The sequence below is a fragment of the Gluconobacter sp. Dm-74 genome (assembly GCF_018256135.1).
In the GTDB taxonomy this organism is placed as follows: domain Bacteria; phylum Pseudomonadota; class Alphaproteobacteria; order Acetobacterales; family Acetobacteraceae; genus Gluconobacter; species Gluconobacter cadivus.
Map to the genome: position 1 here is coordinate 185,324 of NZ_JAERLX010000002.1, position 24,617 is coordinate 209,940.

Annotated in this window: 18 protein-coding genes; 13 read left to right on the forward strand and 5 right to left on the reverse strand. The window is 59.4% G+C overall.

Annotated features, from left to right (window positions below; genetic code table 11):
* The 3 genes from JK208_RS04060 to JK208_RS04070 all read left to right on the forward strand — a co-directional run bounded on the left by JK208_RS04060 (position 1) and on the right by JK208_RS04070 (position 4,006).
* Entirely contained in the window at positions 1-1,944 is a 1,944-nt protein-coding gene (locus tag JK208_RS04060) for a CocE/NonD family hydrolase (protein ID WP_211574445.1), read from the forward strand.
* 73 nt (positions 1,945-2,017) lie between these two features.
* On the forward strand, positions 2,018-2,572 hold the full coding sequence (gene msrA / locus JK208_RS04065) for a peptide-methionine (S)-S-oxide reductase MsrA (RefSeq protein WP_211574446.1): 555 nt from the start codon (positions 2,018-2,020) through the stop codon (positions 2,570-2,572).
* Positions 2,573-2,623: 51 nt separating this feature from the next.
* Positions 2,624-4,006, forward strand: coding sequence for a DUF2252 domain-containing protein (locus tag JK208_RS04070; RefSeq protein WP_211574447.1), 1,383 nt, complete (start codon positions 2,624-2,626; stop codon positions 4,004-4,006).
* A gap of 3 nt (positions 4,007-4,009) precedes the next feature.
* Here JK208_RS04070 and JK208_RS04075 read toward each other — a convergent pair whose 3' ends face one another.
* The 5 genes from JK208_RS04075 to JK208_RS04095 all read right to left on the reverse strand — a co-directional run bounded on the left by JK208_RS04075 (position 4,010) and on the right by JK208_RS04095 (position 9,551).
* Entirely contained in the window at positions 4,010-5,323 is a 1,314-nt protein-coding gene (locus JK208_RS04075; protein ID WP_211574448.1) for an AAA-associated domain-containing protein, read from the reverse strand.
* A 24-nt stretch (positions 5,324-5,347) separates the two neighbouring features.
* On the reverse strand, positions 5,348-6,991 hold the full coding sequence (locus tag JK208_RS04080; RefSeq protein ID WP_211574449.1) for an ABC transporter permease subunit: 1,644 nt from the start codon (positions 6,989-6,991) through the stop codon (positions 5,348-5,350).
* Positions 6,992-7,083: 92 nt separating this feature from the next.
* Positions 7,084-7,539: a dUTP diphosphatase gene (dut, locus tag JK208_RS04085; RefSeq protein WP_211574450.1), complete on the reverse strand. Its 456-nt coding sequence runs from the start codon at positions 7,537-7,539 to the stop codon at positions 7,084-7,086.
* A gap of 19 nt (positions 7,540-7,558) precedes the next feature.
* A complete protein-coding gene (gene coaBC, locus JK208_RS04090) occupies positions 7,559-8,758 on the reverse strand; it encodes a bifunctional phosphopantothenoylcysteine decarboxylase/phosphopantothenate--cysteine ligase CoaBC (protein WP_211574451.1) in 1,200 nt (399 codons plus the stop codon).
* Between the two features lie 4 nt (positions 8,759-8,762).
* A complete protein-coding gene (locus JK208_RS04095; RefSeq protein WP_211574452.1) occupies positions 8,763-9,551 on the reverse strand; it encodes a class I SAM-dependent methyltransferase in 789 nt (262 codons plus the stop codon).
* A gap of 30 nt (positions 9,552-9,581) precedes the next feature.
* Between JK208_RS04095 and mutM the strand changes: the two genes are divergently transcribed.
* From mutM to JK208_RS04145, 10 genes are all read left to right on the forward strand, one after another.
* Positions 9,582-10,415, forward strand: a complete 834-nt coding sequence (mutM, locus tag JK208_RS04100) for a bifunctional DNA-formamidopyrimidine glycosylase/DNA-(apurinic or apyrimidinic site) lyase (protein WP_211574453.1) — start codon at positions 9,582-9,584, stop codon at positions 10,413-10,415.
* Between the two features lie 136 nt (positions 10,416-10,551).
* Positions 10,552-10,821: a 30S ribosomal protein S20 gene (gene rpsT, locus JK208_RS04105; RefSeq protein WP_062031354.1), complete on the forward strand. Its 270-nt coding sequence runs from the start codon at positions 10,552-10,554 to the stop codon at positions 10,819-10,821.
* A gap of 332 nt (positions 10,822-11,153) precedes the next feature.
* Positions 11,154-12,578 (forward strand): chromosomal replication initiator protein DnaA, encoded by a 1,425-nt coding sequence (gene dnaA / locus JK208_RS04110; protein WP_249201934.1) that lies wholly within the window; start codon positions 11,154-11,156, stop codon positions 12,576-12,578.
* 90 nt (positions 12,579-12,668) lie between these two features.
* On the forward strand, positions 12,669-13,793 hold the full coding sequence (dnaN, locus tag JK208_RS04115) for a DNA polymerase III subunit beta (RefSeq protein ID WP_194262021.1): 1,125 nt from the start codon (positions 12,669-12,671) through the stop codon (positions 13,791-13,793).
* A 13-nt stretch (positions 13,794-13,806) separates the two neighbouring features.
* A complete protein-coding gene (gene recF, locus JK208_RS04120) occupies positions 13,807-14,910 on the forward strand; it encodes a DNA replication/repair protein RecF (RefSeq protein ID WP_211574454.1) in 1,104 nt (367 codons plus the stop codon).
* A gap of 85 nt (positions 14,911-14,995) precedes the next feature.
* Positions 14,996-17,440: a DNA topoisomerase (ATP-hydrolyzing) subunit B gene (gene gyrB, locus JK208_RS04125; RefSeq protein WP_211574455.1), complete on the forward strand. Its 2,445-nt coding sequence runs from the start codon at positions 14,996-14,998 to the stop codon at positions 17,438-17,440.
* Complete coding sequence (locus tag JK208_RS04130; RefSeq protein ID WP_249201935.1) at positions 17,430-18,221, forward strand: DUF3108 domain-containing protein; 792 nt, start codon at positions 17,430-17,432, stop codon at positions 18,219-18,221. The genes gyrB and JK208_RS04130 overlap by 11 nt, the downstream gene beginning before the upstream one ends.
* Positions 18,222-18,324: 103 nt before the next feature.
* Positions 18,325-19,659, forward strand: a complete 1,335-nt coding sequence (gene glmU, locus JK208_RS04135) for a bifunctional UDP-N-acetylglucosamine diphosphorylase/glucosamine-1-phosphate N-acetyltransferase GlmU (protein WP_211574456.1) — start codon at positions 18,325-18,327, stop codon at positions 19,657-19,659.
* Positions 19,659-21,485 (forward strand): glutamine--fructose-6-phosphate transaminase (isomerizing), encoded by a 1,827-nt coding sequence (glmS, locus tag JK208_RS04140; RefSeq protein ID WP_211574457.1) that lies wholly within the window; start codon positions 19,659-19,661, stop codon positions 21,483-21,485. Before glmU ends, glmS begins: the two co-directional genes overlap by 1 nt.
* A 78-nt stretch (positions 21,486-21,563) precedes the next feature.
* The gene (locus JK208_RS04145; protein WP_211574458.1) at positions 21,564-24,530 is read left to right on the forward strand and encodes an FAD-binding and (Fe-S)-binding domain-containing protein; all 2,967 of its coding nucleotides are present in this window, start codon (positions 21,564-21,566) and stop codon (positions 24,528-24,530) included.
* The last annotated feature ends 87 nt before the right edge of the window (positions 24,531-24,617 follow it).

Here is a 24,617-nt window from a genome sequence, read left to right on the forward strand (position 1 = left end):
GTGAGACGTCATTTTCTGAGCCTCGGCACAGCTCTGGCCGTAACCTGTCTGTATGCAGCGCAGGCCGCCGAACCCACTTCCGCCCTACCGGTCACACCGGACATGATCCAGACTGGCAGCGATATTCCTGCCCATGTCAGCATGCCACCGGTCGAGCGCGACTATATCAAGCGCGACGTCATGATTCCGATGCGCGACGGGATCAAGCTCCATACCGTCATCGTCATTCCCAAAAACGCCAAAAATGCGCCAATGCTTCTGACGCGCACGCCCTACAATGCCAGCGAGCGCGCCAGCCGCGATGCGAATGCGAAAACCATGCGCGCGCTCCTGCCGCAGGGAGACGACGTGTTCGTGGATGGGGGCTATATCCGCATTTTTCAGGATATCCGCGGCAAATACGGCTCACAGGGCGACTACGTCATGACGCGGCCCCCGATCGGTCCGCTGAACCCGACGAAGACGGATGACACGACCGATGCGTGGGATACGATCGACTGGCTGGTCAAGAATGTGCCTCAGGGGAATGGCCGCGTTGGCATGACTGGGTCGTCCTATGAGGGTTGGACGGTCGTCATGGCGCTGCTGGATCCGCATCCGGCCCTGAAGGTTGCCTCTCCGGAAAGCCCGATGGTGGACGGCTGGATGGGCGATGACTGGTTCCATTACGGCGCATTCCGCCAGCCCAGTCTGGATTATTTTGCCGGACAGATGGCGGCTGCGGGCTCCGGCGTTTCGCTCGACCGTCCTGATGCGGACGACTACACGACGTTCCTTGCGGATGTTTCCACCGGCAATTTCGCGACGAAAGCCGGGTTGGACCAGTTCCCCTGGTGGCGCCGCACAAAAGCGCATCCGGCTTACGACGCGTTCTGGCAGGATCAGGCGCTGGATCAGCTCATCGTGAAAAAGCCGCTCAAGGTTCCGACCATCTGGGAACAGGGGCTTTGGGATCAGGAAGACATGTGGGGCGCGATCCATTCCTGGATGAACCTCAAGGCGCACCACACGCAGGTTCCGAACATTCTCGTTATGGGGCCGTGGCGCCATAGCGGCGTGAATTATGATGGCTCCACGCTCGGCCCGCTGCATTTCAATGGCGATACGGCGCTGTGGTATCGGGCCACTGTCATGCGCCCGTTTTTCGATCACTATCTGAAAGACGCGCCCGATCCGCATCTGGACGAAGCCATTATCTACAATACCGGCGAGAACCACTGGGACCACTTCCGCAACTGGCTGAGCGACTGCGGCACGTCGTGCATGCAGAAAGGTGAGCGCCTGTATTTCCAGCCGGATCATGGTCTTGCGTTCAAGCGCACCTTGCCCGGAACGGACAGCTATGTGGCCGATCCGGCGCATCCGGTGCCGTTTGTCGAGCGTCCTTACATGATGGACGGCGATCCGCGCTGGAAACCCTGGCTTGTGTCGGATCAGCGCTTTGCCGAAAGCCGCCCGGATGTCCTGACCTACGAGACACCCGTTCTTGATGCGCCAGTTCGGGTTTCGGGCGTACCGACGGCGGATCTGTTCGCTTCGACCACCGGGACGGATGCGGACTGGGTCGTGAAGATTATTGACGTCCAGCCCGGTCACACACCGGACAATCCCAAAATGGGCGGGTATGAACTGCCAATGTCCATGGATATCTTTCGGGGCCGCTACCGGCAGAACTTTGCTCATCCTTCCGCTATTCCGGCGGGACAGGTGCAGGAATACCACTTCACGCTTCCGGCCATGAACCATGTGTTCCTCAAGGGACACCGGATCATGATCCAGATCCAGTCGAGCTGGTTCCCACTTTATGACCGCAATCCCCAGACCTTCGTGCCGAACATTTTCGACGCCAAGGCACCGGAGTACCGTGCGGCCACACAGACCATCCACCGGGGCGGCGACCATGCCAGCGCCGTTTGGCTCCCCGTCGTCACGGCAGCACCGTAATTCATTCAGTGAACTCGTCAGACAGGTTCGGCCTCCCCATATGGGGAGGCTGTCCTTTTAACGGAGCATCATCATGACGACCCCGTCTTCCAGCCTGTCCTCCATTCTCCTTGGCGCAGGCTGCTTCTGGTGCGTCGAGGCCGTCTTTACCGGCCTGCGCGGCATCATTTCGGCTGAGCCGGGCTACGCTGGCGGCAGTGTTGAAAACCCGAGCTATGAAGACGTCTGCACAGGCCGAACAGGCCATGCCGAAGTTGTAAAAGTCGTGTTCGATCCGGCTGAAATCGGGTTGGAAGACGTACTACGCGTGTTTTTCACGACACATGATCCCACACAGCTCAACCGTCAGGGCAACGATATCGGTACGCAGTATCGGTCCGTTATTTTTGGCGATGCCGTCCAGCAGGACACTGCCAGCAAAGTTCTGGATGAAATTACTGCGGAAGGTCTGTGGCCGGAGCCGATCGTCACCTCCATTGAAGGCCCGGCCCATTTCTGGCCCGCTGAGGAAAAGCATCACGATTATTTCGCCCGCAACCCGCAGACCGCCTATTGTGCAGCCGTCGTGGCGCCCAAGGTTGCCAAGGCGCGCAAGCTCTATCGGGATCGTCTCAAACAGCCGGACTGACAGGCGCGGGGTGCTTTGTCATGGAGCATTTTTCGGATAACGTGACAAACCATGACAGAAACTCCCGTCTTTCCCACGCTCCGTACCCGTCAGGCCCGCTACGCAGCGGGCGTGGCACTCCGCAAAACCGTCAAGCGCAGCAGCCACGCTCTCTGGGCGCCTCCAGCCACACGGCCCGATCCGATCGGAATTCTGCTGGAGCAGGGAAAGAGCCGGATTGCGGACCTACTTCCCATCCGCCATCAGCGCATGAAAGCGTCGCCCTTCGCATTCCTGCGCGGGGCAGCGGCCATCATGGCCTCAGACCTGTCTTTTACGCCCGCGACCGGGATCCGCGTTCAGTCCTGCGGGGACTGCCATCTCGATAATTTCGGCTGCTATCCGTCTCCGGAAGGCCTGCCCGTTTTCGATATCAATGATTTCGACGAAACGGCGCCTGCAACCTTTGAATGGGATCTCAAGCGTCTGGCAACCAGCCTCGTTCTGGCCGGGCGTGAGGCGTCACTATCCGAAAAGTACTGTCGCCGTCTGGCCGTTTCCGCTGTCCGGCAGTATGTCGAAGAAATTGCGCGCCTGTCGGAATTGACGCCGCTTCAGGCCTGGAATGTGCGGATTGATCTGCGGGCCGTCATAGACGGCATCAAGGACAATACGACGCGTACGGGCATGATGGAGAAAATCCAGTCACAACTGGGGGCTATTTCCGGTCATTTCGGGATGATCGACCCCAAATCCTCGGTACGTCTGAAGGAACACCCGCCCTTCGTCACGCGCCTGCCGCAGCATAACGATGTCGTCCGTGGCGCCTTTGCGCGCTATGTCAGCGATCTGCCGCCCGAGCGCAGGATCGTGCTGGAACGCTATGCATTGCAGGACGTGCTGTTCAAGGTTGTGGGGATTGGCAGCGTCGGGACGTTCTGTGCGCTCGGGCTCTTCACCACGGCAGATCATGAGCCGCTGATCCTTCAGATCAAGGAAGCCCAGACATCCGTGCTTGAGCCCTTTCAGGGCGCTGTGGACCTTCCCAATCACGGGGAGCGCGTCGTGACAGGACAGCGGATCATGCAGGCCAGTTCAGACACATTTCTGGGCTGGACCCAGACTACGGGCAAACACACAACGTCCCAGACGGGCCGCAAGGCTGGCGGGGGACGGGACTTCTATGTCCGTCAGACTAAGGATGTGCGTCTGGCCATGATTGGCGAGAAAATCGAGAACGCTCTTCTGCCCGAATATGCGGCGTTATGTGGACGCACGCTCGGACGGTCGCATGGCCGGTCCGCCGACCTTTCGCTGCTGGCGGGTTATCTGGGGAAGGGCCAATCTTTTGCCTCCGCCATTGCCGATTTTGCGGTTCGTTACGCCGATCAGAGCGAAAAGGACTGGAAAGCCTTCACGCAGGCGATTGCGGACAAGCGCGTCTGCTGTGCCTGAGGTTTACTCCTCGTTTTCCAGATGGAAACGGTCGGACTCTTCGTCGTAGTCGAAGAGTTCGGCATAGCGGGCCCAGCCGATCGCCGTGGTGAGGGTCTGGCGGGCGTAATCAGGCGACATGCTCTCTTCCATCGCTTTACGGAAACGTGCGGCGTCCACGACATGGCTTGAACGCTCGTCCAGCGTGCCGCGGATGGAGCGGAGCAGAGGCAGATGATGCAGCAATGCCGTCCGCATCAGGTCCTTGCGGGTGTCGGAATCGCCTTCGACGAAGGCCTGACCATCGGGCGTGAGCAGAATGTCCCCATCTTCCAGTTCCGCCAGATCCAGAAGCTGAAGGGATTCCCCGAGCGGCAGCAGGTCATCAAGCGTCATCTGAAGCCGCTGCGCCAGCTCCGGCAGGTCCGCACGACCGGATAGCGGTTCGCTTTGCAGGACTTCCATCAGCCCGACCAGAACCTCCACGGCGAGATCGGGCAGGACGATGGAGAAGGGTGGCAGGCTTTCACCGGAGCCTGAATTCGACTGCACCAACTCCGCTTCAGACACGATCGGAGCACGACGGGTCATGAGCGTGTAGATCTGATCCACGAAGCGGCGGAAATCCTCGTCCTCGCGATTGCGCGGATGGGGGAAGGGCACCGCAATTTCGTGTGTAACGCGGCCGGGGCTGGAGGAGAAAATGAGGATGCGGTCGCACATCAGGACAGCTTCCTCAATCCCGTGCGTCGCCAGAAGCATGGCCTTGAGGGGCAGGCGTTTTTCGTCCCACAGCTCGATCAGATCGGTGCGGAGGTTTTCCGCACTCAGCATGTCCAGCGCCGAAAACGGTTCGTCCAGCAGCAACAGCGACGGCTGAAGGGCCAAGGCGCGAGCAAAAGAGACGCGCTGACTGAGGGCGTCTGACAGCTCTTTCGGATAGGCGTTTTCGTAGCCTTCAAGCCCCATGACCGCGATGGCAGCATCCGTCATGGCTTCGCGTTCTGCCCGCGGCAGACGGCGCATTTCCAGACCCAGAGCCACATTCTGCCGCAGCGTCAGCCAGGGAAAGAGCGCACCGGACTGAAAGACGGTCGCCACGTCATCCAGCGGGCCGGTCACGGGCGTGTCCTGCCAGAGCACCTCTCCCGACACCGGCGGCGTCAGTCCGGCCATGATCCGCAGCAGGGAGGATTTCCCGGATCCGGAACGTCCGAGAAGGCCGAGGATTTCTCCCGTTCTCACATCGAAGCTGATGTGATCGAGCACGACCAGATCCGTGCTGCTCTCCTTGAGATAGGTCTGGCGACATTCGCGAAGGGACAGGAGGGATTTCATGGATCTGGAATTTCAGCCTGAGGTTCAGAGAGTATATTTCTGGGCCGCATTCACGGCGAGAGGTTGCAAGATCAGACGGTCGAGCAGCATGGACAGCAGCGTCAGCAGCATCAAGGCAAGGATCTGCGCGCCCAAGGCCCCGCCGAGCACTTCGGACAGAAGGGTGGCGCCCAGACCGCTATCGGACGGCACGAAAGCCTCTGCCACCATCACAGCATTCCAGACCGGCACCACAGCCGTCAGCAGACCGCCGCAGAGTTCGGGGGCGATGGCGGGCAGAAGCAGCTTGCGCCACAGGAGGAAGCCTCGCAGCCTCAGGCCGGTGGCGACCTGTCGCAATCCCGAAGGAATGGCCTTTGCCGCATCCAGCACTACAATCCCGACCAGCCAGTGTGCGCCCAGAAAAAGAAGCACGATCGCGGAATTGAGACCCAGTTCCCGACACAGCGGATAGAGCAGGACAGCCGGAAACAGTCCGCAGGCCGCAACAGCATTTCGGCAGACATTGCGCAGGGACGCCCTGCTTTCGCTGATGAGCAGACCCAAAGGGACCCACACCAGAAGGCACAGGACCAGCGTTCCACAGACATGCGACAGCGTCAGGATACTCTCGGCGAGGTCCGAGGGAATAAGCGGCAGTAAGCCAGCATGGTAGATCGCGTAAACCAGCGCAAACAGCGAAAGAACCGGAAGGATCGCTCGGGGGAACTCGCGGGAAGCCACGTCCTGTTCGGGAAGAATGCTCCGGGGGCGCCCGATCCGCCAGTTTCCGATCCACGCAAGAGCCTCGCCCAATGTTCCGCTGAGCCAGAGCATCGGTTTTGTCCGCCGCCACACCGTCAGCAGCCAGGACTGGGGGCGGGGGCGTTCTTCCAGAGGGCCTTCAGGCCGGTAACGCTGCGCCCAGCCCAGAACCGGACGCATGACGGCCTGATCGACGAGAAGAATCAGCAGGAGAATGACGAACGAGATTTCGACGATTCTGAACGGGTGGTGATCCAGCATGGCGTGAAGAACTGCCGCGCCGCATCCTTCATTCATCCGATGGCTCATCAGCATCATCAGACCTTCCGCAGCCAGAAGACGGACCCAGAACGCCGGCATGGCCTGCATGGCCCTGAACGTCGTCAGCGGTACTGCAACGGGAATCTGCAAGCGCCAGAAACGCTGCCATCCTGTCATCCGCAGGCCGGTGGCCACTTCGTCGAGGGCGGGTGGGAGCGTATCTTCCGCATCCAGAACAGCCGTGACGATCCGCCAGATCATGCTGGAAGCCGCAACCAGAACGATGGTCACGGACGCAGGGAAGACAGCCGCGCAGATCCCGATCAGACCGAGACCCGGAACGGCTCGGCCAACCGAGAGAGCGGGGATCAGGAACGCTCTGAAACGCGGCCACTGACATGCCGCTCCGGATATGAGCAGGGAGAGGACCACAACGGTCATGAGCGACAGAGCGACATGCAGGAGGGTCAGGGCTGCGGCGCTCCAGACGCCGACTGCAGCCCCCGGCAACACCCCCGATATGGCAGGCGCCGCCGGAGCGTGCCGAACCACAAGGAGCGCGATTGCGGTGGCACAGAACAGGATCGAAAGCTCGACGCCGCTCATGCGCTGGCGCCAGCGATGCATGATCCGCAGGGGCATGGCCATCGGGCTACCCGTCATGGTGCGTGCTGTCCTCGTTCCTGATGGAAACCAGAGGTTAAAAAAAGACCTCTGGAAGTCTCAAGTGTTTTTTGCATGCCAGCAAGCCAAGATCAGTGGCCGGTGCTGCCAAAACCGCTATGACCCCGTGCGGTCTCGTCCAGTGTCTCGACTTCCGCCCACCGCAGACGGGAAACGGGGGCCAGAACGCCCTGTGCAATCCGGGTGCCACGCTCGACCGTAAAGGGTTCGGTGCCCGCGTTCATGACGATGATGCGAAGTTCGCCGCGATAGTCTTCGTCGATAGTGCCGGGCGAATTGGGCAGGGTAATGCCGTGGTTGAGCGCCAGGCCCGAGCGCGGACGGACCTGAAGCTCATAGGCAGGCGGCAGGGCGATGCACAGTCCGGTCGGCACGAGAACGCGCTCACCCGGAGCGATCGTCAGGGGCGCATCCACAGCGGCCAGGAAATCGAATCCTGCGGCCCCGGCAGTGGCGTAGGCAGGGAGGGGAAGCCCCTCGGAATGAGGCAGGCGCGTGATGCGCACATCGATCAGGTCTGTCGTCATGACCCTGTCTTACCCCGGATTATGCCCCCGGTGAAAGCGGGTTGGCGAAGAACGCGACAATCCGTTCAACGAGCTGTTCCGCAACGTCCGTCTTGTCCATTTCCGGCCAGCTTTGCAGGCCATGATCGTCGATCAGGCTGACGGTATTGCGCATCGCACCGAACACGCCATGACGGACATCATTGGCCACCAGCCAGTCACATCCCTTGCGCAGACGTTTGGCCTGCGCGTTTTGCAGGACAGCGTCCGTCTCGGCGGCAAACCCCACGACAAGGTGCGGACGCTGGGGCGAACGGCAGAGCGTTGCCAGAATATCCGGGTTTTCCACCAGTTCGAGCGCGGGTGGGCCGTCGCCAGTTTTCTTGATTTTGCCGGAGGCGATCTCTTTTGCACGCCAGTCACTAACGGCTGCCGTGCAGATTGCGGCATCGGCTGGCAGAGCGGCTTCACAGGCGACGAGCATCTCGCGCGCGGTCTGGACCGGAATGCGGCGTACGCCCTCGGGGAGAGGAATCGAAACCGGGCCACTAACGAGCGTGACGGTCGCGCCCCGCTTCGCCAGAGCCGCCGCGATGGCATAGCCCTGCCGTCCCGAAGAATGGTTTGACAGGAAGCGCACGGGATCGAGCGGCTCGACCGTTGGGCCTGCCGTCACCAGAACATGACGTCCGGAGAGGGACTGGTCGGGCGTCAGAAGACGCAGAATCGCATCGCGGATAACCGGAGGTTCGCTCAAACGTCCGGCGCCGACTTCGCCACAAGCCATGCTGCCTACATCAGGGCCGATCACGGAAACGCCGCGTGCTTTCAGAATTTTTAGATTGGCCTGTGTGGCGGGATGCTCCCACATCCGCACATTCATGGCCGGGGCCAGCAGAATGGGGGACGTGGTCGCGAGAAGCAGTGTGGTCGGCAGATCATCCGCGAGGCCATGGGCCATGCGCGCCATAATGTTGGCTGTGGCAGGGCAAACCACGACCAGATCCGCGCTTCGGGCCAGTGCGATATGGCCGATTTCGCTTTCCTGCGTGGGTTCGAACAACGCATCATGCACGCGCTCGCCTGCCAGTGTCTCGAGACTGAGCGGCGTGACGAACGCTTTTGCCGCTTTGGTCATGACGGGGGTGACGGCAATACCATCCGCCCGCAGCAGGCGCACGAGTTCGAGCGCCCGGAACGCCGCGATCCCTCCCGAGACGATCAGCAGGACGCGGCGCATGGTTTTACAGACGCCAGCCGGAATGGATGGCAGCAATACCACCGGACAGGTTGCGATACTGGACCTGCTCCAGCCCGGCATCACGCATCATCTGTGCCAGCGTTTCCTGATCGGGGAACATACGGATGCTCTCGGCGAGATACTGGTAGCTCTCGGAATCCTTGGCGATAATCTGGCCCATCTTGGGCAGAACCTGAAAGGACCAGAGATCGTAAATCGGTGCGAGGGCCGCGATCTCGACCTGCGAGAATTCGAGGCAGAAAAAGCGTCCGCCCGGCTTGAGGACACGACGTGCTTCGCGAAGAACTGCCAGCTTGTCCGTGCAGTTGCGCAGGCCAAAGGCAATCGTCACGCGATCGACGGAGCAGTCGGGCAGGGGGATGGCTTCCGCATCCACAACGCAGACCTCGATCTTGCCGATCAGCCCGGCCTTGATGGCGCGGTCACGCCCGACGGACAGCATGGCGGCATTGATGTCGGACAGGATGGCCGGGCCACCTCCAGCACGCAGCCAGCCGAACGTGATGTCGCCCGTACCGCCTGCCAGATCCAGCAGCTTCATGTTGGGGCGCGGGTTGAGCATCCCAACGAAAATGCGCTTCCAGACGCGATGAATTCCCAGCGACATCACATCATTCATGATGTCGTATTTCCCGGCGACGCTCTCGAACACCTCCCGGACCATCGTCTTTTTCTGGCCACGCGGGACATTGCGGTAGCCGAAATCGATGGTGTCCTCGATATGTTCGGAGGACTGGAAGGGCGAGGCGTTGTGTTCTGCGCTATCGGTCATGGGGCAATCGATATATCGTTGAGGCCAGCCATGCCAGAGCTTCCAGAAGTCGAAACCGTCATGCGCGGGTTTCGTGATGCCTTCGAAGGGCATCGAATCAGCCATGTTTCCGTCAACCGCCCCGATCTTCGATGGCCGTTTCCCGCAGATCTGCGGGAGAAGCTGGAAGGGCAGCGCGTTCTCTCGTTCCGCAGGCGTGCAAAGTACATTCTCATGCGCCTTGAGGGCGGCTGGAGCATGTTGCTGCATCTGGGGATGTCGGGCCGACTCACGATCGGCAGGGCCGGGACGAATGCGACTCCGCCAGCACATGAACATCTGGTTCTGGAGACGGGCAGCGGTGCGCGGGCAGGGCTTGTCGATCCCCGGCGCTTTGGCAGCGTCGATCTTGTCCGCACAGGCGAGGAGGAGGATCATCGCCTTCTCGCGCATCTGGGTATGGAACCCCTTTCTCCCACCATGACAGGACAGGCACTGGCAGAGCTGTTTCGGGGCAGGCGTACACCGGTTAAATCCGCTTTGCTGGATCAGAAGCTGATTGCGGGTCTTGGCAATATCTATGTCTGCGAAGCCCTGTTCCGCTGCGGCATTCATCCAGAACGACAGGCCTGCACGCTGACCAATGTTGAGACGCAGGCTCTTTCAGAGGCCATTCCACAGATTCTGGAGCAGGCGATCGCGTCCGGCGGGTCGTCCCTGCGCGACTATGTGCAGGCTGACGGGACCAAAGGCGGCTTTCAGGACTTGCATCTTGTCTATGGCCGCGAGGGAGCGCCCTGTCCGAATTGCGGGGATGCCAGTCCGATCCAGCGCATCACGCAGTCGGGACGTTCAACGTTCTTCTGCCCGACCTGCCAGAAATAATCACGAAGGGAGGCAGGGGCGGAAAGATGCCCCCATCCTGTGTAAAATGTGCAAAACGCTTGACGGGACCCGCCAGAGGGGAGTAGAGGGCGCCAACCATTTACGCGACCAAAACGCAAAGTGAACCGAAAGATCCATGGCAAACACAGCTTCTGCCCGTAAGCGCATCCGTCAGAATGAACGTCGCCGTGAGCGCAACGTCGCCCGCATGTCCCGTATGCGTACGTTCATCAAGAAGGTCGAACTCGCCATCCAGTCCGGCGACAAGTCCGCTGCTGCGGAAGCCTTCAAGGTTGCACAGCCGGAAATGCAGCGCGCAGCAGGCAAAGGCGTGATCGCAAAGAATACGATCAGCCGCAAGCTGTCCCGCCTGTCCGCTCGCGTGAAGGCTCTGGCAACCGCCTGAGCTTCACCTTCGGGTTGGAACTGAAGAACGCGCTCCCCTCCAGGAGCGCGTTCTTTTTTGACTGCATCCCGAAACTTTCCCCGAGCGTCTGACCTTGGGTTGCTTATGGGGAACACCCCATGACATCCCGCTGAACCGTTCGTGTTCCAGCTTGCTTCGGGCAGAACGGACGCCTATCCTGAGCGTTCGACAAAAAAATATCGGATGTCTGGCTCTCCGGGATTTTCCTGCGTTCCTGATGCGGATTTTCTGTCGAGAGCACAACCGCCCTGCGCGCAGGGACCAACAACTGATGCCCGCGTGCTGCGGGACTGGATATGAAAGGGGGTACAATGGTGGAAAACGCTCAGTATCTGGACGCCAGCGCCTCCGCCCCCGGTTCGACGACGCCGCTTGAGACCGCCTGGGTCCGCGTTCGTGAGAAACTGAAGAGTGAGGTTGGCGAGGTCGAATACCGGACATGGCTCCGGCAGATCGTTCTGGGGCCACTCGACGAAGATGAACTGACTCTCTATCTGCCCACGCGATTCCTCCGCGACTGGGTTCGCAGCCAGTATGAGGAGCGTCTTCAGACGCTCTGGCGGACTGAGCGCGAAGACATCAAGGGCGTGGAGCTTCAGGTCAAGCGAGGGCTACCCGAAGTTCCGGCGGACGACGTCGAAGACTCGGACGACACCACAGGTATTTCCAGTGAGACTGCGCCACAAAGCGCTGTTTCCGAGAGCCGGAGCGATCTGGCCGTCCCGCTTGATCCGCGCTTCACGTTCGACACCTTCATCGTCGGCAAGCCGAACGAATTCGCCTATGCCTGCGCGCGTCGTGTGGCCGAAAAGCCATCAAGCCCCGGCTTTAACCCGCTGTTTCTGTATGGCGGCGTAGGTCTCGGCAAGACGCACCTGATGCACGCCATCGGCACGGAACTAACCCGCACCGGCAAGGTCTCCGTGGCTTATATGTCTGCGGAAAAATTCATGTACCGCTTCATCGCGGCGATCCGTTCGCAGTCCACGATGGAGTTCAAAGAACAGCTCCGGTCCGTTGACGTGCTGATGATCGACGATCTTCAGTTCCTGATCGGCAAGGACAATACGCAGGAAGAATTCTTCCATACGTTCAATGCTCTTGTAGATGCTGGCCGCCAGATCATCGTCAGTGCGGACAAGAGCCCGTCCGACCTCTCCGGGCTTGAGGACCGTCTGCGGACCCGTCTGGGCTGCGGCATGGTTGCGGATATCCACGCCACAACTTTTGAGCTGCGCATTTCAATTCTGGAAGCCAAAGCCAAAGCGTCGGGCACGCATGTTCCGTCCAAGGTTCTGGAATATCTCGCGCACAAGATCACGACCAATGTCCGTGAACTCGAAGGCGCGCTCAATCGTCTGATCGCCCATGCTGATCTCGTGGGCCGCCCGGTGACACTCGATACGACGCAGGATGTTCTCAAGGACATGCTGAAGGCCCACGATCGCCGCGTCACAATCGAGGAAATCCAGCGCAAGGTTTCCGAGCACTGGAACATCCGCCTGACAGACATGTCCTCTGCCCGCCGTGCGCGCGCAGTCGCTCGTCCGCGTCAGGTGGCCATGTATCTGGCCAAGCAGTTGACGAGCCGCTCGCTACCAGAAATCGGGCGCAAGTTCGGTAACCGCGATCACACGACGGTCATGCATGCCGTCAACCGCGTCACCGAGCTGATGGATCAGGATACGTCCTTTGCCGAGGACGTGGAACTGCTGCGCCGGATGCTCGAAGGCTGACCTCCGCCAGCCCCCGATCCCTCTCTTTCCCGAGGGGCGGGGGTCTGCTAGGTTCTCTCAATTAATTCAAGATCTTCCCCGAGGCCCGGAATGAAATTCAAGGTTGACCGTACCCTGCTGCAACGGGCTCTGGCGCATATTCATGGCGTTGCGGAAAAGCGGAATACCATTCCCATTCTGGCCAATGTTCTGATGAGCTTTGAGGGCGATGTTCTGCGCCTGACGGCCACGGATATGGAAATTGCCGTCGTCGAAGATGTTCCCGCGACGGGTGAGCGCTCCGGCTCCACCACCGTGCCTGCTGCGGTGCTTTTCGAAATTGTCCGCAAACTGCCAGATGGTGTGGCACTTGAGTTCGATCATCAGGACAGCGAAGCACCGCTCGCGCTGCGTGCAGGCCGTTATGCCACCAGCCTGAATGTCCTTCCGGTCGACGACTTCCCAGCCATGGTCGCCGGAGATCTGCCACATCGTTTCTCGCTCCCCGCAGCAACGCTGCGCGGTCTGATCGATCGCACCAAATTCGCGATTTCAAACGAAGAAACCCGCTATTATCTGAACGGTATCTATCTGCACGTCGCGGAAAACGGGGCCACCCCGATGCTGCGCGCCGTCGCCACGGACGGCCATCGTCTGGCGCGCGTTGAGACAGATCTGCCCGAAGGCGCGCGCGGTATGCCGGGCGTCATTATTCCGCGCAAGACCGTCAACGAACTGCGCAAGCTGCTGGACGAAGGGGCGGCCGATCTGGAAGTCTCCCTGTCCGACACACGCATCCAGTTTCAGGCCGGACCAGTCCTTCTGACCTCCAAGCTGATTGACGGAACCTTCCCGGAATATGAGCGCGTTATTCCGAAGGGCAATGACCGCATCCTGCGTGTCGGCAAGCGTGATTTCGCAGCGGCTGTCGGTCGCGTCGCGGCCATCAGCCAGGAGCGTTCACGCCCGGTCAAGCTGTCTGTCACGCAGAACATGCTGAACCTGTCCGCCACCAGCCCCGATCAGGGCGTGGCGCATGAGGAACTGGACGAAAACGCCGTCTCCTACGATGCCGCACCGATCGAAATCGGCTTTCAGGCGCGTTATCTGACGGACATTACCGATCAGATCGACGTGGAAGTGGAATTTGCATTTTCCGATAGCTCTGCGCCCACCATCGTGCGTGATACGGCGTCGCCTTCGGCGCTGTATGTTCTGATGCCCATGCGGGTCTGAACACGAGCCACGATTGAAACTGACCCGGCTCGCGCTGACGGATTTCCGGAACTATACTCACACCGTCTGGACCCCGGATGCCTCCATTCTGGTCCTGACGGGAGAGAACGGGTCCGGAAAGACCAATCTGTTGGAAGCCGTTTCGCTGCTGTCTCCCGGACGTGGACTAAGGGGCGCGTCTCTCCCTGCGTTGTGTCGTACGGGAGCCGCACGGTGGGGCGTTGCGGCGTCGCTCCAGTCCGGTCTGGATGAATTCCGGATCGGAACAGGAAGTGAGTTAAACGAAAAACAGCGCCGGACATTCCAGCTCGACGGCGAAAACATCCGCTCTCAGGCCACGATTGGCCAAAGATTTTCCTGCGTCTGGCTGACGCCGCAGATGGATCGGCTTTTTCAGGAAGGCTCCAGCGGTCGGCGCCGCTTTCTGGATCGGCTGGTCATGGCGCTCTCTCCCGATCATGGTCGCCAGATTGCCGCCCATGATCGCTCGGTTGTCAGTCGGAACAGGGTTCTGTCGGATCGCCCAACCGAGACAACGTGGCTTGCGTCCATTGAAGATTCCATCGCCCGCCATGCGGTTGCGGCCTCTGCCGCTCGCCTCGCACTTGTTGAGAGTATGAACGCGCATCCATTTGAGAATAATGGATTTTCTGCCAGCACATTACATCTGGACTGCGCTGTTTCGAACCGCCTGACATCTCAACCCGCTCTGGACGTCGAAGACTGGATCAGAAACAGTCTCCAGCAATCCCGCACCGAAGACCGGCAACGCGCCACCACGTCCATCGGTGCACACCGGGCCGATTTCACCCTTTCGGACACTGCCACAGGACGCCCGGCTGAACTGTCCAGCAGCGGACAACAGAAAGTCATGCTGACTGGCACAATTCTGTCCCATGCGCGGCTGATGACACAGGAACGGGGGCAGGCTCCCGCTATCCTGCTGGATGAACCTCTGGTCCATCTGGACGAAACCCGACGTCACGCCCTTCTCGACAGTCTTGAGAAACTGCAGGCCCCCGTTCTGATTACCGGTACGGACCACGCGCCTTTTGCAGCACTCGAAGGCCGGGCCCAGTTTTTTTCGGTCAGGAACGGAAGCATATCTCCGGCCTGACGCATGCCCACCGCTGGTCTAACCGTCCGGTGCAGGCTATACTGATTCAACAGTTTTTCAGAGTACCACGGAGACCGTCACGCGCATGTCAGAGACCCAGAACCAGCCCGAGATCCCAGGCGCAGACGGTGAAGATTACGGCGCGTCGTCCATTTCGGTACTCAAAGGGCTGGATGCCGTCCGCAAACGTCCGGGTATGTATATCGGCGACACGGACGACGGCTCGGGCCTGCACCACATGGTTTTCGAAATCATCGACAATGCCGTCGATGAAGCGCAGGCCGGGCACGCGACATACTGCATCCTGACCCTGAACGGGGATGGTTCCGTCTCGGTTCGCGACAACGGTCGCGGCATCCCGACCGATCTGCATCCTGAAGAGGGCATCAGCGCGGCTGAGGTCGTTCTGACCAAACTGCATGCGGGTGGCAAATTCAACCAGAATTCCTACAAGGTTTCGGGCGGTCTGCACGGCGTCGGTGCGGCCGTGGTGAACGCGCTGTCCGAATGGATGGAGGTGCTCATCTGGCGCAATGGTCTTGAGCACAAGATCCGCTTCCAGCATGGCGAACGTGACGAGGCCCTGCACGTCATCGGTCCGTCCACGGAAGACCGTGGCACTCTGGTCACGTTCAAGCCCAGCAAACAGACCTTCACGAAGGTCGATTTCGAACTCTCCATTCTTGAGCGCCGTGTGCGCGAGCTGGCGTTTCTGAACTCGGGAATGCTGATCGTCCTGCGTGATGAGCGTCATGCGGAGCCGAAAGAACTGCGTTTCCACTATGAAGGCGGTCTGAGCGCTTTCGCGGAATGGCTTGATTCTTCAAAAACTTCCATCGTCACACCGCCGATCGTGGGCGAGATCGACAATCCGGAAAGCGGCATTCGCGTCGAATTCGCGCTGACCTGGAACGACAGCTATCACGAGACGATGTTGTGCTTCACGAACAACATCCCCCAACGCGATGGCGGCACGCATCTGGCGGGCTTCCGTCAGGCTCTGACCCGCGTTGTGGGCAAGTATGCCGAAGGCGTGGCCAAGCGTGAGGCAGGCTCGCTGACGGGTGAAGACATGCGTGAAGGCATGACGGCCGTGCTGTCCGTCAAGGTGCCGGATCCGAAGTTTTCGTCCCAGACGAAGGACAAGCTGGTCTCGTCCGAAGTCCAGCCCGTTGTGCACGCAGCCGCATCGGATGCGATCTCTCACTGGTTTGAAACGCATCCCAAAGAAGCCAAGGCGATCGTCGCCAAGATCATCGACGCCGCCAGTGCTCGTGAAGCAGCGCGCCGTGCGCGTGAGCTGACGCGCCGCAAGGGCGTGCTGGATGTCTCGTCACTTCCGGGCAAGCTCGCGGACTGCCAGGAGCGCGATGCGTCCAAGGCTGAAATCTTCATCGTTGAGGGTGACTCCGCAGGCGGCACGGCCAAACAGGGACGGGACCGTCGTTTTCAGGCCATTCTCCCGCTGCGTGGCAAGATCCTGAACGTTGAACGCGCACGTTTTGACAGAATGCTGGGATCGGCGGAAATCGGCACGCTGATTACTGCTCTTGGCACCGGGATTGGCCGCGGCGAAGTCGATCAGGGTGGTTTTTCGGCGGAAAAGCTTCGCTACCACAAAATCGTCATTATGACAGACGCCGACGTGGACGGCTCTCACATCCGTACGCTGCTGCTGACGTTCTTCTTCCGCCAGATGCCCGAACTGATCGAGCAGGGCTATCTCTACATTGCCCAGCCGCCGCTCTATCGTGCCAAGCGTGGACAGGAAGAGCGTTATCTCAAGGATGATGCGGCTCTTGAACAGTACCTGCTGGACAAGGCGCTGGCGAATGCAACCCTCCGCTTTGCTGATGGCCGCGAACTGACAGGCGAGGCTCTGGCAGAAGCAATTACCTTCATGTCAGCGGCCGCCCGTCGCCTTCAGAGCATTGCCTCCAAAGTGCCGGTCTGGGTCATGGAGCAGGCTGCTATTTCTGGGGTTCTAGACAGCAATATCGCTGTTGCAACCTCACGAATGGCGGAATTCCAGCAGCGGCTTGATGGTGCCTCCCTTGTCAACGAACGTGGCTGGAAGGTCTCCATTTCGGAAACCGGTCTGGAATGTGCGCGCTCTGTCCGGGGCGTGGGTGAAGTCTACCGCATTGAGCCTTCGCTCCTACGCTCCGTGGAGGCGCGCTGGCTGGTTTCGGAATGGGAGAGTCTGGCCCGTGATTTTGCAAAACCCGTCACCCTGACACTCGATCCGACGTCCTACGAACTGTTCGGCCCGGCCGCCATCATGGAGCGCATTCTGCTTCAGGGACGCCGCGGACTGACCATCAATCGCTTCAAGGGGCTGGGCGAGATGAATGACGAACAGCTTTGGCACACGACGCTCGATCCTTCGACCCGGACTCTGTTGCAGGTCAAGATCGGGGATGTCGAAGATGCCGGTCAGGTTTTCTCAACACTGATGGGTGACGTTGTGGAACCGCGCAGGGACTTCATCGTCGGCAATGCTCTGAAAGTCGCCAATCTTGACGTTTAAGGCTTTTGCAGCCGCAGCCAGCCTCGTTTTAACGGCGGGGCTGATCTGTGGTTCGGCCAAAGCTGAGCCCCAGATTAACGCGGCCTATGCTGTCTATATCAAGGGCTTTCACGTCCTGAACGCCAGGACGTCCTACCAGCTCCAGCCCTGGGGGTATGGTGGCAGTACCCAGATCAAGCCCGCGGGCCTGATCAGCTGGTTCGTCACGATGGACGTGACGTCGCATGTTCAGGGACAGTTCACCCCGGACGGTAATGTGCAGCCGGTGCTGTTTGAAAGCGGCGGCGTTTCGCGCGGCAAAAACAGGCATGTTCGATTGGAGTTTTCGAACGACACCCCGAAGGTGGTGGATCTCCAGCCGCCAGAAACCGACCGCGAACCCATTCCAGCCGACTTGCTGCCTCATACAGTCGACACTCTGAGCGGAATGGCGCATCTGCTGCATTCCCTTGCGACGACAGGAAAATGTGACGGATCTCAAGTCATTTTCGACGGACTTCGGCTGACGCAGATGATGGTGCATGGCCCTGTCATGGTGGATATTCCCCAAGGTCAGGATGAAGCCTATTCCGGGCAGGCCATGCGGTGCGATTTCATTGGTCGTCAGATCGCAGGGTTCATCAAGGACTCTCCGAACCGGGCCAAACTGGCCGCCCCACAACCCGGCGCAGTATGGTTTTTAAAGATCAACGGTCTGGGGCTTGTTCCCGTGCGGATCGAGTTCAATCATCCTAAACTCGGTCATGTCATGGTCGTCATGCAGCATGCCCTGGCTCCGTGAGCGAGCACTCGAACGAATTGCAATAATCGGCAATTCGAAGTGATGACATAGTCTGCGGGCTTCGTTTGACGCGGACCCGTGGTTTGGATACCCCGGGCAGAACATGACCGAAACAACCCATCGCACCACCGCCATTATTCTCGCTGCGGGCCTCGGCACACGCATGAAATCCCGTCTGCCAAAGGCGCTGCATCGTCTGGGCAACCAGCCCATGATCAATCACCTCATCACAACTGCCCGGCAGGTCTTCGATGATGTGGTCGTCGTCACGGGGCCGGATATGCCGGAACTCGAAGAGGCTGTCCGTCCGTTCAGAACCGTCACGCAGATCGAACGGCTCGGCACGGCGCACGCAGCCAATGCAGCGCGGGACCTGTTCGGGGATGGGGATATTGCTGTTCTTTATGCTGATAATCCGCTGATTACCGCCGAGACCATGGAACGCCTGCTTGCGGCCCGTAGAGAGGGTGCCAGTCTGGCGCTTCTGGGAATGCGTCCAGCCGTTCCGGGACGTTATGGCAGGATTGTCGAAGACAGCGGTAAGGTCGTGAAAATCGTCGAATTCAAGGACGCGACTGAAGACGAACGCAGCATCACCCTTTGCAATGCTGGCGTCATGTGTGCGGGAGCGGAGAATTTCCGAAACTGGCTGGAGAATGTTCGTAACGACAACGCTCAGGGCGAATATTATCTGACGGATGTCGTTGAAATGGCCGCTAAAGCCGGTTCGGTTATTTGTGTGGAAGCGCCTGAAGACGAACTGGCTGGCGTCAATTCCCGCTCTGAACTTGCGCGCGCCGAGGCAACCCTCCAGACGCGCCTGCGAAATGCGGCGATGGATGCCGGAGTGACACTGGTTGCGCCGGAAACCATCTTTTTCAGCACTGACACCGTTCTTGAATCTGACGTGACGGTCGAGCCGAATGTCTTTTTCGGGCCGGGTGTAACGGTCCGTTCAGGCGCGCTTATTCGCGCTTATTCTCATCTTGAGGGCTGCGAAGTTGGAGAAGCTGCGCTGATCGGTCCTTACGCCCGGCTCCGTCCCGGAACGGTCTGTGCCGCGCAGACGCATGTCGGCAATTTCGTCGAGCTCAAGAACGTGGAGTTGGGCGAAGGCGTAAAGGCCAACCATCTGACCTATCTCGGCGACGCTTCGGTCGGACGCGGCACCAATGTCGGGGCGGGGACAATCACCTGCAATTACGATGGCGTCTTCAAACACCGAACCATTATCGGAGAGCGGGTTTTTGTCGGTTCTGACGCCATTCTCGTGGCTCCCGTAACCATCGGTGACGATGCACTCGTGGCCGCAGGAAGTGTGATTACCGATGATGTACCTGCCGGTGACCTGGCTCTGGGCCGGACGCGCCAAACACTGAAAGCCGGACGCGGCCTTCAGATCAAACAGTCTCTTAAAGCTCGGAAGGAACAGGGCTGATGTGCGGTATCTGCGGTATTGTCGGACACAAGCCTGCCAGCCCGATCGCCTTCGAGGCGCTGCGACGCCTTGAGTATCGCGGATATGATTCTGCCGGGATCGCGACCCTGACGGCGTCGGGCGACATCGAACGCCGTCGCGCTGCGGGTAAGCTCGATAATCTGGAGCGCGTCCTCAAAGAGCATCCGCTGCACGGCACCACGGCCATCGGTCATACCCGTTGGGCAACGCATGGCGCTCCCACCGAAAACAACGCCCACCCCCATGAAGCCGGGCGTGTGGCAATCGTTCATAACGGCATTATCGAGAACTTCGCAGCCCTTAAGGAAGAACTGGAAGCGAAAGGGCGTGTGTTTCGGACCGAAACGGATTCCGAAACCGTCGCCCATCTGGTCGATGACTATCTGGAGCAGGGACTGCCGCCCCGGGAAGCCGCGTTTGCGGCCATCAAGCGACTGGAAGGGGCCTATGCCATCGCCATGATCTTCAAGGATCATGAAGGTCTGCTGATTGGCGCCCGTCATGGCGCACCGCTTGCTGTCGGCTACGGTGACGGCGAGATGTTTCTGGGCTCGGACAGCATTGCACTGGCCCCCATGGCCCGGAAAATGACCTATCTCGAAGACGGGGACTGGTGCGAACTCACAACAGATAGCGTCAGAATTTTTGACATGACCGGCGCTGAAGTCAGCCGTCCGGTTCAGGATCTCACCTTTATGGCAGGGCAAGTCGGCAAAGATGGCTACCGGCACTACATGGAGAAGGAACTGCACGAACATCCGGTCGCTATTGGGCAGACGCTGAAACGGATTACAGACCCGGCCTCAAAGCGCATTACGCTGCCACCCATGCCGTTCGATCCGGCACAGGTTCCGCGCATCACCATCACGGCCTGCGGTTCCGCCTATTATGCCGGGATGGTCGGTCGGTACTGGCTGGAATCCCTTGCGCGCATTCCGGTGGAAATCGATGTTGCGTCCGAAATGCGCTACCGCGAACCGCCCCAGCCGGACAAAGGCGTGGCGCTGCTGATTTCACAGTCCGGCGAGACCGCCGATACGCTGGGTGTTCTGCGCAGCCTCAAAAAGGCCGGTCAGAGCATTGTCTCGGTTCTGAATGTCGAGCATTCCACAATCGGGCGGGAAAGCGATCTCGTGCTGGGCATGGATGCAGGGCCGGAAATTTCCGTTGCTTCGACCAAAGCCTTCACCGCGCAGCTTTCCGTTCTGGCAGCGCTGGCGATCGAATTCGCCCGTGCGCGTGGGACGATGGATCAGGCCCGCGAAGAACGTCTGACGGCGAGCTTGCTGGATCTGCCGTCGCGGGCAGCAGAAGTTTTTACCCGCACCAAGGACATTCAGGCTATGGCCGCCCTTGTCGCGCAGGCGCGTGATGTCCTGTATCTGGGACGCGGGATTTGTACACCGATTGCCTTTGAAGGCGCTTTAAAATTAAAAGAAATCAGTTATATCCACGCCGAAGCTTATGCTGCGGGTGAACTGAAACACGGTCCGATCAGCCTGATCGACCAGACCGTTCCGGTCGTCGCAATCGCGCCGTCCACAATCCTGTTCGACAAAACACTGTCCAATCTTCAGGAGGCCAAAGCGCGCGGTGGGCGCATTCTTGTCTTCACCGATGCGGCAGGTGCCAAGCGCCTTGAAGGTGTGGCGGAACAGATCGTCATCATGCCTGATGTGGACGCTTTCGTCGCACCGATCCTGTACGCCATTCCCGTTCAGATGCTCGCCTATGAAGTCGCGCTTCTGAAAGGCACGGATGTGGACCAGCCGCGCAATCTTGCGAAATCCGTGACGGTCGAGTGAAGAATTTTCCTGTCCGGAGAGCTTATTTTTCATTCATTATAACGGTATGGACCATAAAACACTAAAAGGGACGTAAAGATGGGTGGAGACGCAATATCCGGAACACCAGCCGGAAATTCAGGCCTTTCCCCCAGCGCTCCCGAAATCGCCCTGCGTGAAGCTTTCGTCAGAAGGCTGAACGAGCAGGGCTTTGAAGGTGATATCGACCTGCGGGTTTCCTCGCGGCTGATTTCTTCCACCGACAACAGCATTTATCAGCGTCTCCCGGCTGCGGTCATCCATCCGCGCACCGGCGAGGACCTCAATCGGGCCGTAAGAGCGGCTTCTGAAGGTGATCTGACGCTCGCAATCCGGGGCGGCGGCACTGGCACCAACGGCCAGTCCCTGACCGATGGCGTCGTGGTTGACGTCTCACGTCATCTGGACCGGATCCTCGATTTCGATGCCGAAGCAGGGACGGTCACCGTTGAGCCGGGCGTTATTCTGGCGCGGCTCAACGCCTTTCTGAAGCCCCATGGTTTTTTCTTTCCGCCAACCGTCTCAACCGCTACGCGCGCGACGATTGGCGGCATGATTGCGACGGATGCTTCCGGCAAAGGCTCAAGGATCTATGGCAGAACATCCGACTATCTTGAGGCGATGGATGTCGTTCTCGCGGATGGGAGCGATCTTGCAGTTGGTCAGCTGACTGCTGACAAGCTGCAAGACGCAATGACCGGAACCGGGCTTGCCGTCCGGGCTTATCGTGAAGTCCATCGGGTCGTCACGGAGCGTGCGGAAGAAATCCAGCGCGTTTTCCCGGACATGAATCGTGGTCTGACCGGATACAATCTGCAGAATATCCTGCTCGAAGACGGGAGCTTTCATCTCGCACGGCTTCTGGCGGGATCGGAAGGCACGCTTGCCCTGACCAAGAAGGTCGTTCTGCACGTCAGACGACTGCCGAAATACCGCCAGCTTATCGTCGTCCGCTATGCCAGCTTCAATGAGACCCTACGGGACGTCCAGACCCTTTTGCCTGCCAACCCCTCCGCAGTTGAAGTGCTGGATGACCGTGTTCTCGCCAAGGCCCAGCAGGACGTGACATGGCATGCCCTTGAACGCGTTCTGGGCAATATGTCAGCTCTTCCAGTCAAGGGAATGAGCTTCGTCGAATTCGTGGGAGACGATCTGGAAGTCCTGAGAGAGCAGATGGCTCATGCTGTTGGACTTCTTGAAAGCTCTCCTCACAAACCCATTGATCATAAAGCAGTTTCTGATCCGGAAATTATTGCGAACCTCTGGACGCTCCGGGAAAAATCTGTAGGTCTGCTAGGGCGTCCGGACGGCCATAAGCAGGGTGTTCCTTTCGTCGAGGATACAGCCGTCCCCCCCGAGGTTCTGCCCGAATATGTCAGCGAATTCCGCGACATTCTGGATGGGTATGGCCTGTCTTATGGCATGTTTGGCCATGCGGACGTCGGGTGCCTGCATGTCCGGCCTTTTCTGGACATGCTGACCGCTGAAGACCGGGCGCTGATCCGGCCAATTTCTGACGCAGTGGCTGAGTTGACGAAACGTCATGGCGGTCTGCTTTGGGGAGAACACGGTCGGGGGTTCCGCGGGGAATTTTCGCCGCTCTTTTTCGGCGAAACTCTTTTTGCAGAACTGTGCCGCATCAAGGATGTCTTTGATCCCAAAGATATTTTTAATCGTGGCAAGCTGGCTCCGGGTGGAGCGGGGTATCCCGTGGACCGGATTGATGGCATCCCCTTCAAGGGCGGGTTTGACGAGGAGATCACACCTTCGCTGCGTGAATCTTACGGCCTGTCCGTAAGCTGCAACGGCAATGGTGCCTGTTTCAACCGCGAGCCGGACATGGCCATGTGTCCGTCTTACAAGATCACGAAAGACCGCTCGCAGTCTCCGAAAGGCCGCGCCCTGCTGCTTCGAAGCTGGGCCAGACTGGCCTCTTTGCCGGAAGATGCTCCAGATCGAGGGATGCTTCCCGCTTTAACGGAAGAGCTGAAGGCTTCTCTGGACACCTGCCTGTCGTGCAAAGCCTGCGCCACGCAATGTCCGATCCGCGTGGATATTCCATCCATGCGTTCCAAGTTTCTTTCAACCTATTTTCGTGAAAACCGCAGGCCTGTACGGGATTATATCGTCTACTGGTTGGAGCCGCTTCTGGCAGCAGGACGAACAACTCCCAAGCTCGCCAATCTCATAATGCACAATCTCGCATCGCAAGCCGTTCTGTCCCGTCTGGGACTGGTGGATCTTCCGCATCTGCGACCGGCTCGACTAAAGGCGGGCAGTCAGGTCAGCCGGTCGTGGCTGCAACGCAACCGGAGCAATCCGCGCGCTGTTATTGTGATGCAGGATTCCTTTACCGGCAGCTTTGACGGAGGGCTTGTTGAGAAGGTTCATGCCCTGCTGACGCAGTTCGGGTTTGATGCGAAACTCACGCCCGTCTGGGACAATGGCAAGGCACGTCATGTTCTGGGGTTTCGTAAAGGCTTTGGTGCGACGGCGCGCGCGACCCTTAAGAAATTGAGGGCACTGGCCGAGTTTGATATTCCTGTCGTTTCCTTGGATGCAGCAACTGGTCTCATGTTCACGCAGGAATACCGGGAAGTGGCAAGAAGCAGTCCCATACCGCCAGTTCTTCCACTGGAGACGTTTCTTCGGCAACAGATCGGGCAGGGAAACTTGCAACCGCTTCAAGGCCGTGGCGATACTCGCCGAATGACCGTCATTTCGCATTGCACGGAACAGGCCGCCCGTCCCGAAAGTGCCGGAGACTGGGCTTTTGTCCTTCAGCATTATGGTGTGCTGGTGGAGGCTGGGAAAGCAGGCTGTTGTGGCATGGCGGGGCTGTTCGGACATCAGAAGGAACATGCCGGAATGTCACGGGATATGTTCGAGCAGAACTGGGCCAGGAAAGTTGAGACACCGGTTCTCGCAACCGGATTTTCGTGCCGCTGTCAGACTGAGCGCATGGCTAGAATCCGTCCATCCCATCCTGCGGAAACACTGATTTCCATTTTGCAGGAACGCTTGTGAAAACAGGGCGTTGATAACGACATCGCACCTCTGGACGCGTAGGGTCCGAACTGTAACAGTGTTACCCGATCTCAAAAGGCTCATCTT

What these genes read in the sequence shown, in the direction of transcription:
- msrA (WP_211574446.1), top strand. Translation starts at nt 2,018, where the DNA reads ATGACGACCCCGTCTTCCAGCCTGTCCTCCATTCTCCTTGGCGCAGGC.
- JK208_RS04070 (WP_211574447.1), top strand. Translation starts at nt 2,624, where the DNA reads ATGACAGAAACTCCCGTCTTTCCCACGCTCCGTACCCGTCAGGCCCGC.
- JK208_RS04075 (WP_211574448.1), bottom strand. Translation starts at nt 5,323, where the DNA reads ATGAAATCCCTCCTGTCCCTTCGCGAATGTCGCCAGACCTATCTCAAG.
- JK208_RS04080 (WP_211574449.1), bottom strand. Translation starts at nt 6,991, where the DNA reads ATGACGGGTAGCCCGATGGCCATGCCCCTGCGGATCATGCATCGCTGG.
- dut (WP_211574450.1), bottom strand. Translation starts at nt 7,539, where the DNA reads ATGACGACAGACCTGATCGATGTGCGCATCACGCGCCTGCCTCATTCC.
- coaBC (WP_211574451.1), bottom strand. Translation starts at nt 8,758, where the DNA reads ATGCGCCGCGTCCTGCTGATCGTCTCGGGAGGGATCGCGGCGTTCCGG.
- JK208_RS04095 (WP_211574452.1), bottom strand. Translation starts at nt 9,551, where the DNA reads ATGACCGATAGCGCAGAACACAACGCCTCGCCCTTCCAGTCCTCCGAA.
- mutM (WP_211574453.1), top strand. Translation starts at nt 9,582, where the DNA reads ATGCCAGAGCTTCCAGAAGTCGAAACCGTCATGCGCGGGTTTCGTGAT.
- rpsT (WP_062031354.1), top strand. Translation starts at nt 10,552, where the DNA reads ATGGCAAACACAGCTTCTGCCCGTAAGCGCATCCGTCAGAATGAACGT.
- dnaA (WP_249201934.1), top strand. Translation starts at nt 11,154, where the DNA reads ATGGTGGAAAACGCTCAGTATCTGGACGCCAGCGCCTCCGCCCCCGGT.
- dnaN (WP_194262021.1), top strand. Translation starts at nt 12,669, where the DNA reads ATGAAATTCAAGGTTGACCGTACCCTGCTGCAACGGGCTCTGGCGCAT.
- gyrB (WP_211574455.1), top strand. Translation starts at nt 14,996, where the DNA reads ATGTCAGAGACCCAGAACCAGCCCGAGATCCCAGGCGCAGACGGTGAA.
- glmU (WP_211574456.1), top strand. Translation starts at nt 18,325, where the DNA reads ATGACCGAAACAACCCATCGCACCACCGCCATTATTCTCGCTGCGGGC.
- glmS (WP_211574457.1), top strand. Translation starts at nt 19,659, where the DNA reads ATGTGCGGTATCTGCGGTATTGTCGGACACAAGCCTGCCAGCCCGATC.
- JK208_RS04145 (WP_211574458.1), top strand. Translation starts at nt 21,564, where the DNA reads ATGGGTGGAGACGCAATATCCGGAACACCAGCCGGAAATTCAGGCCTT.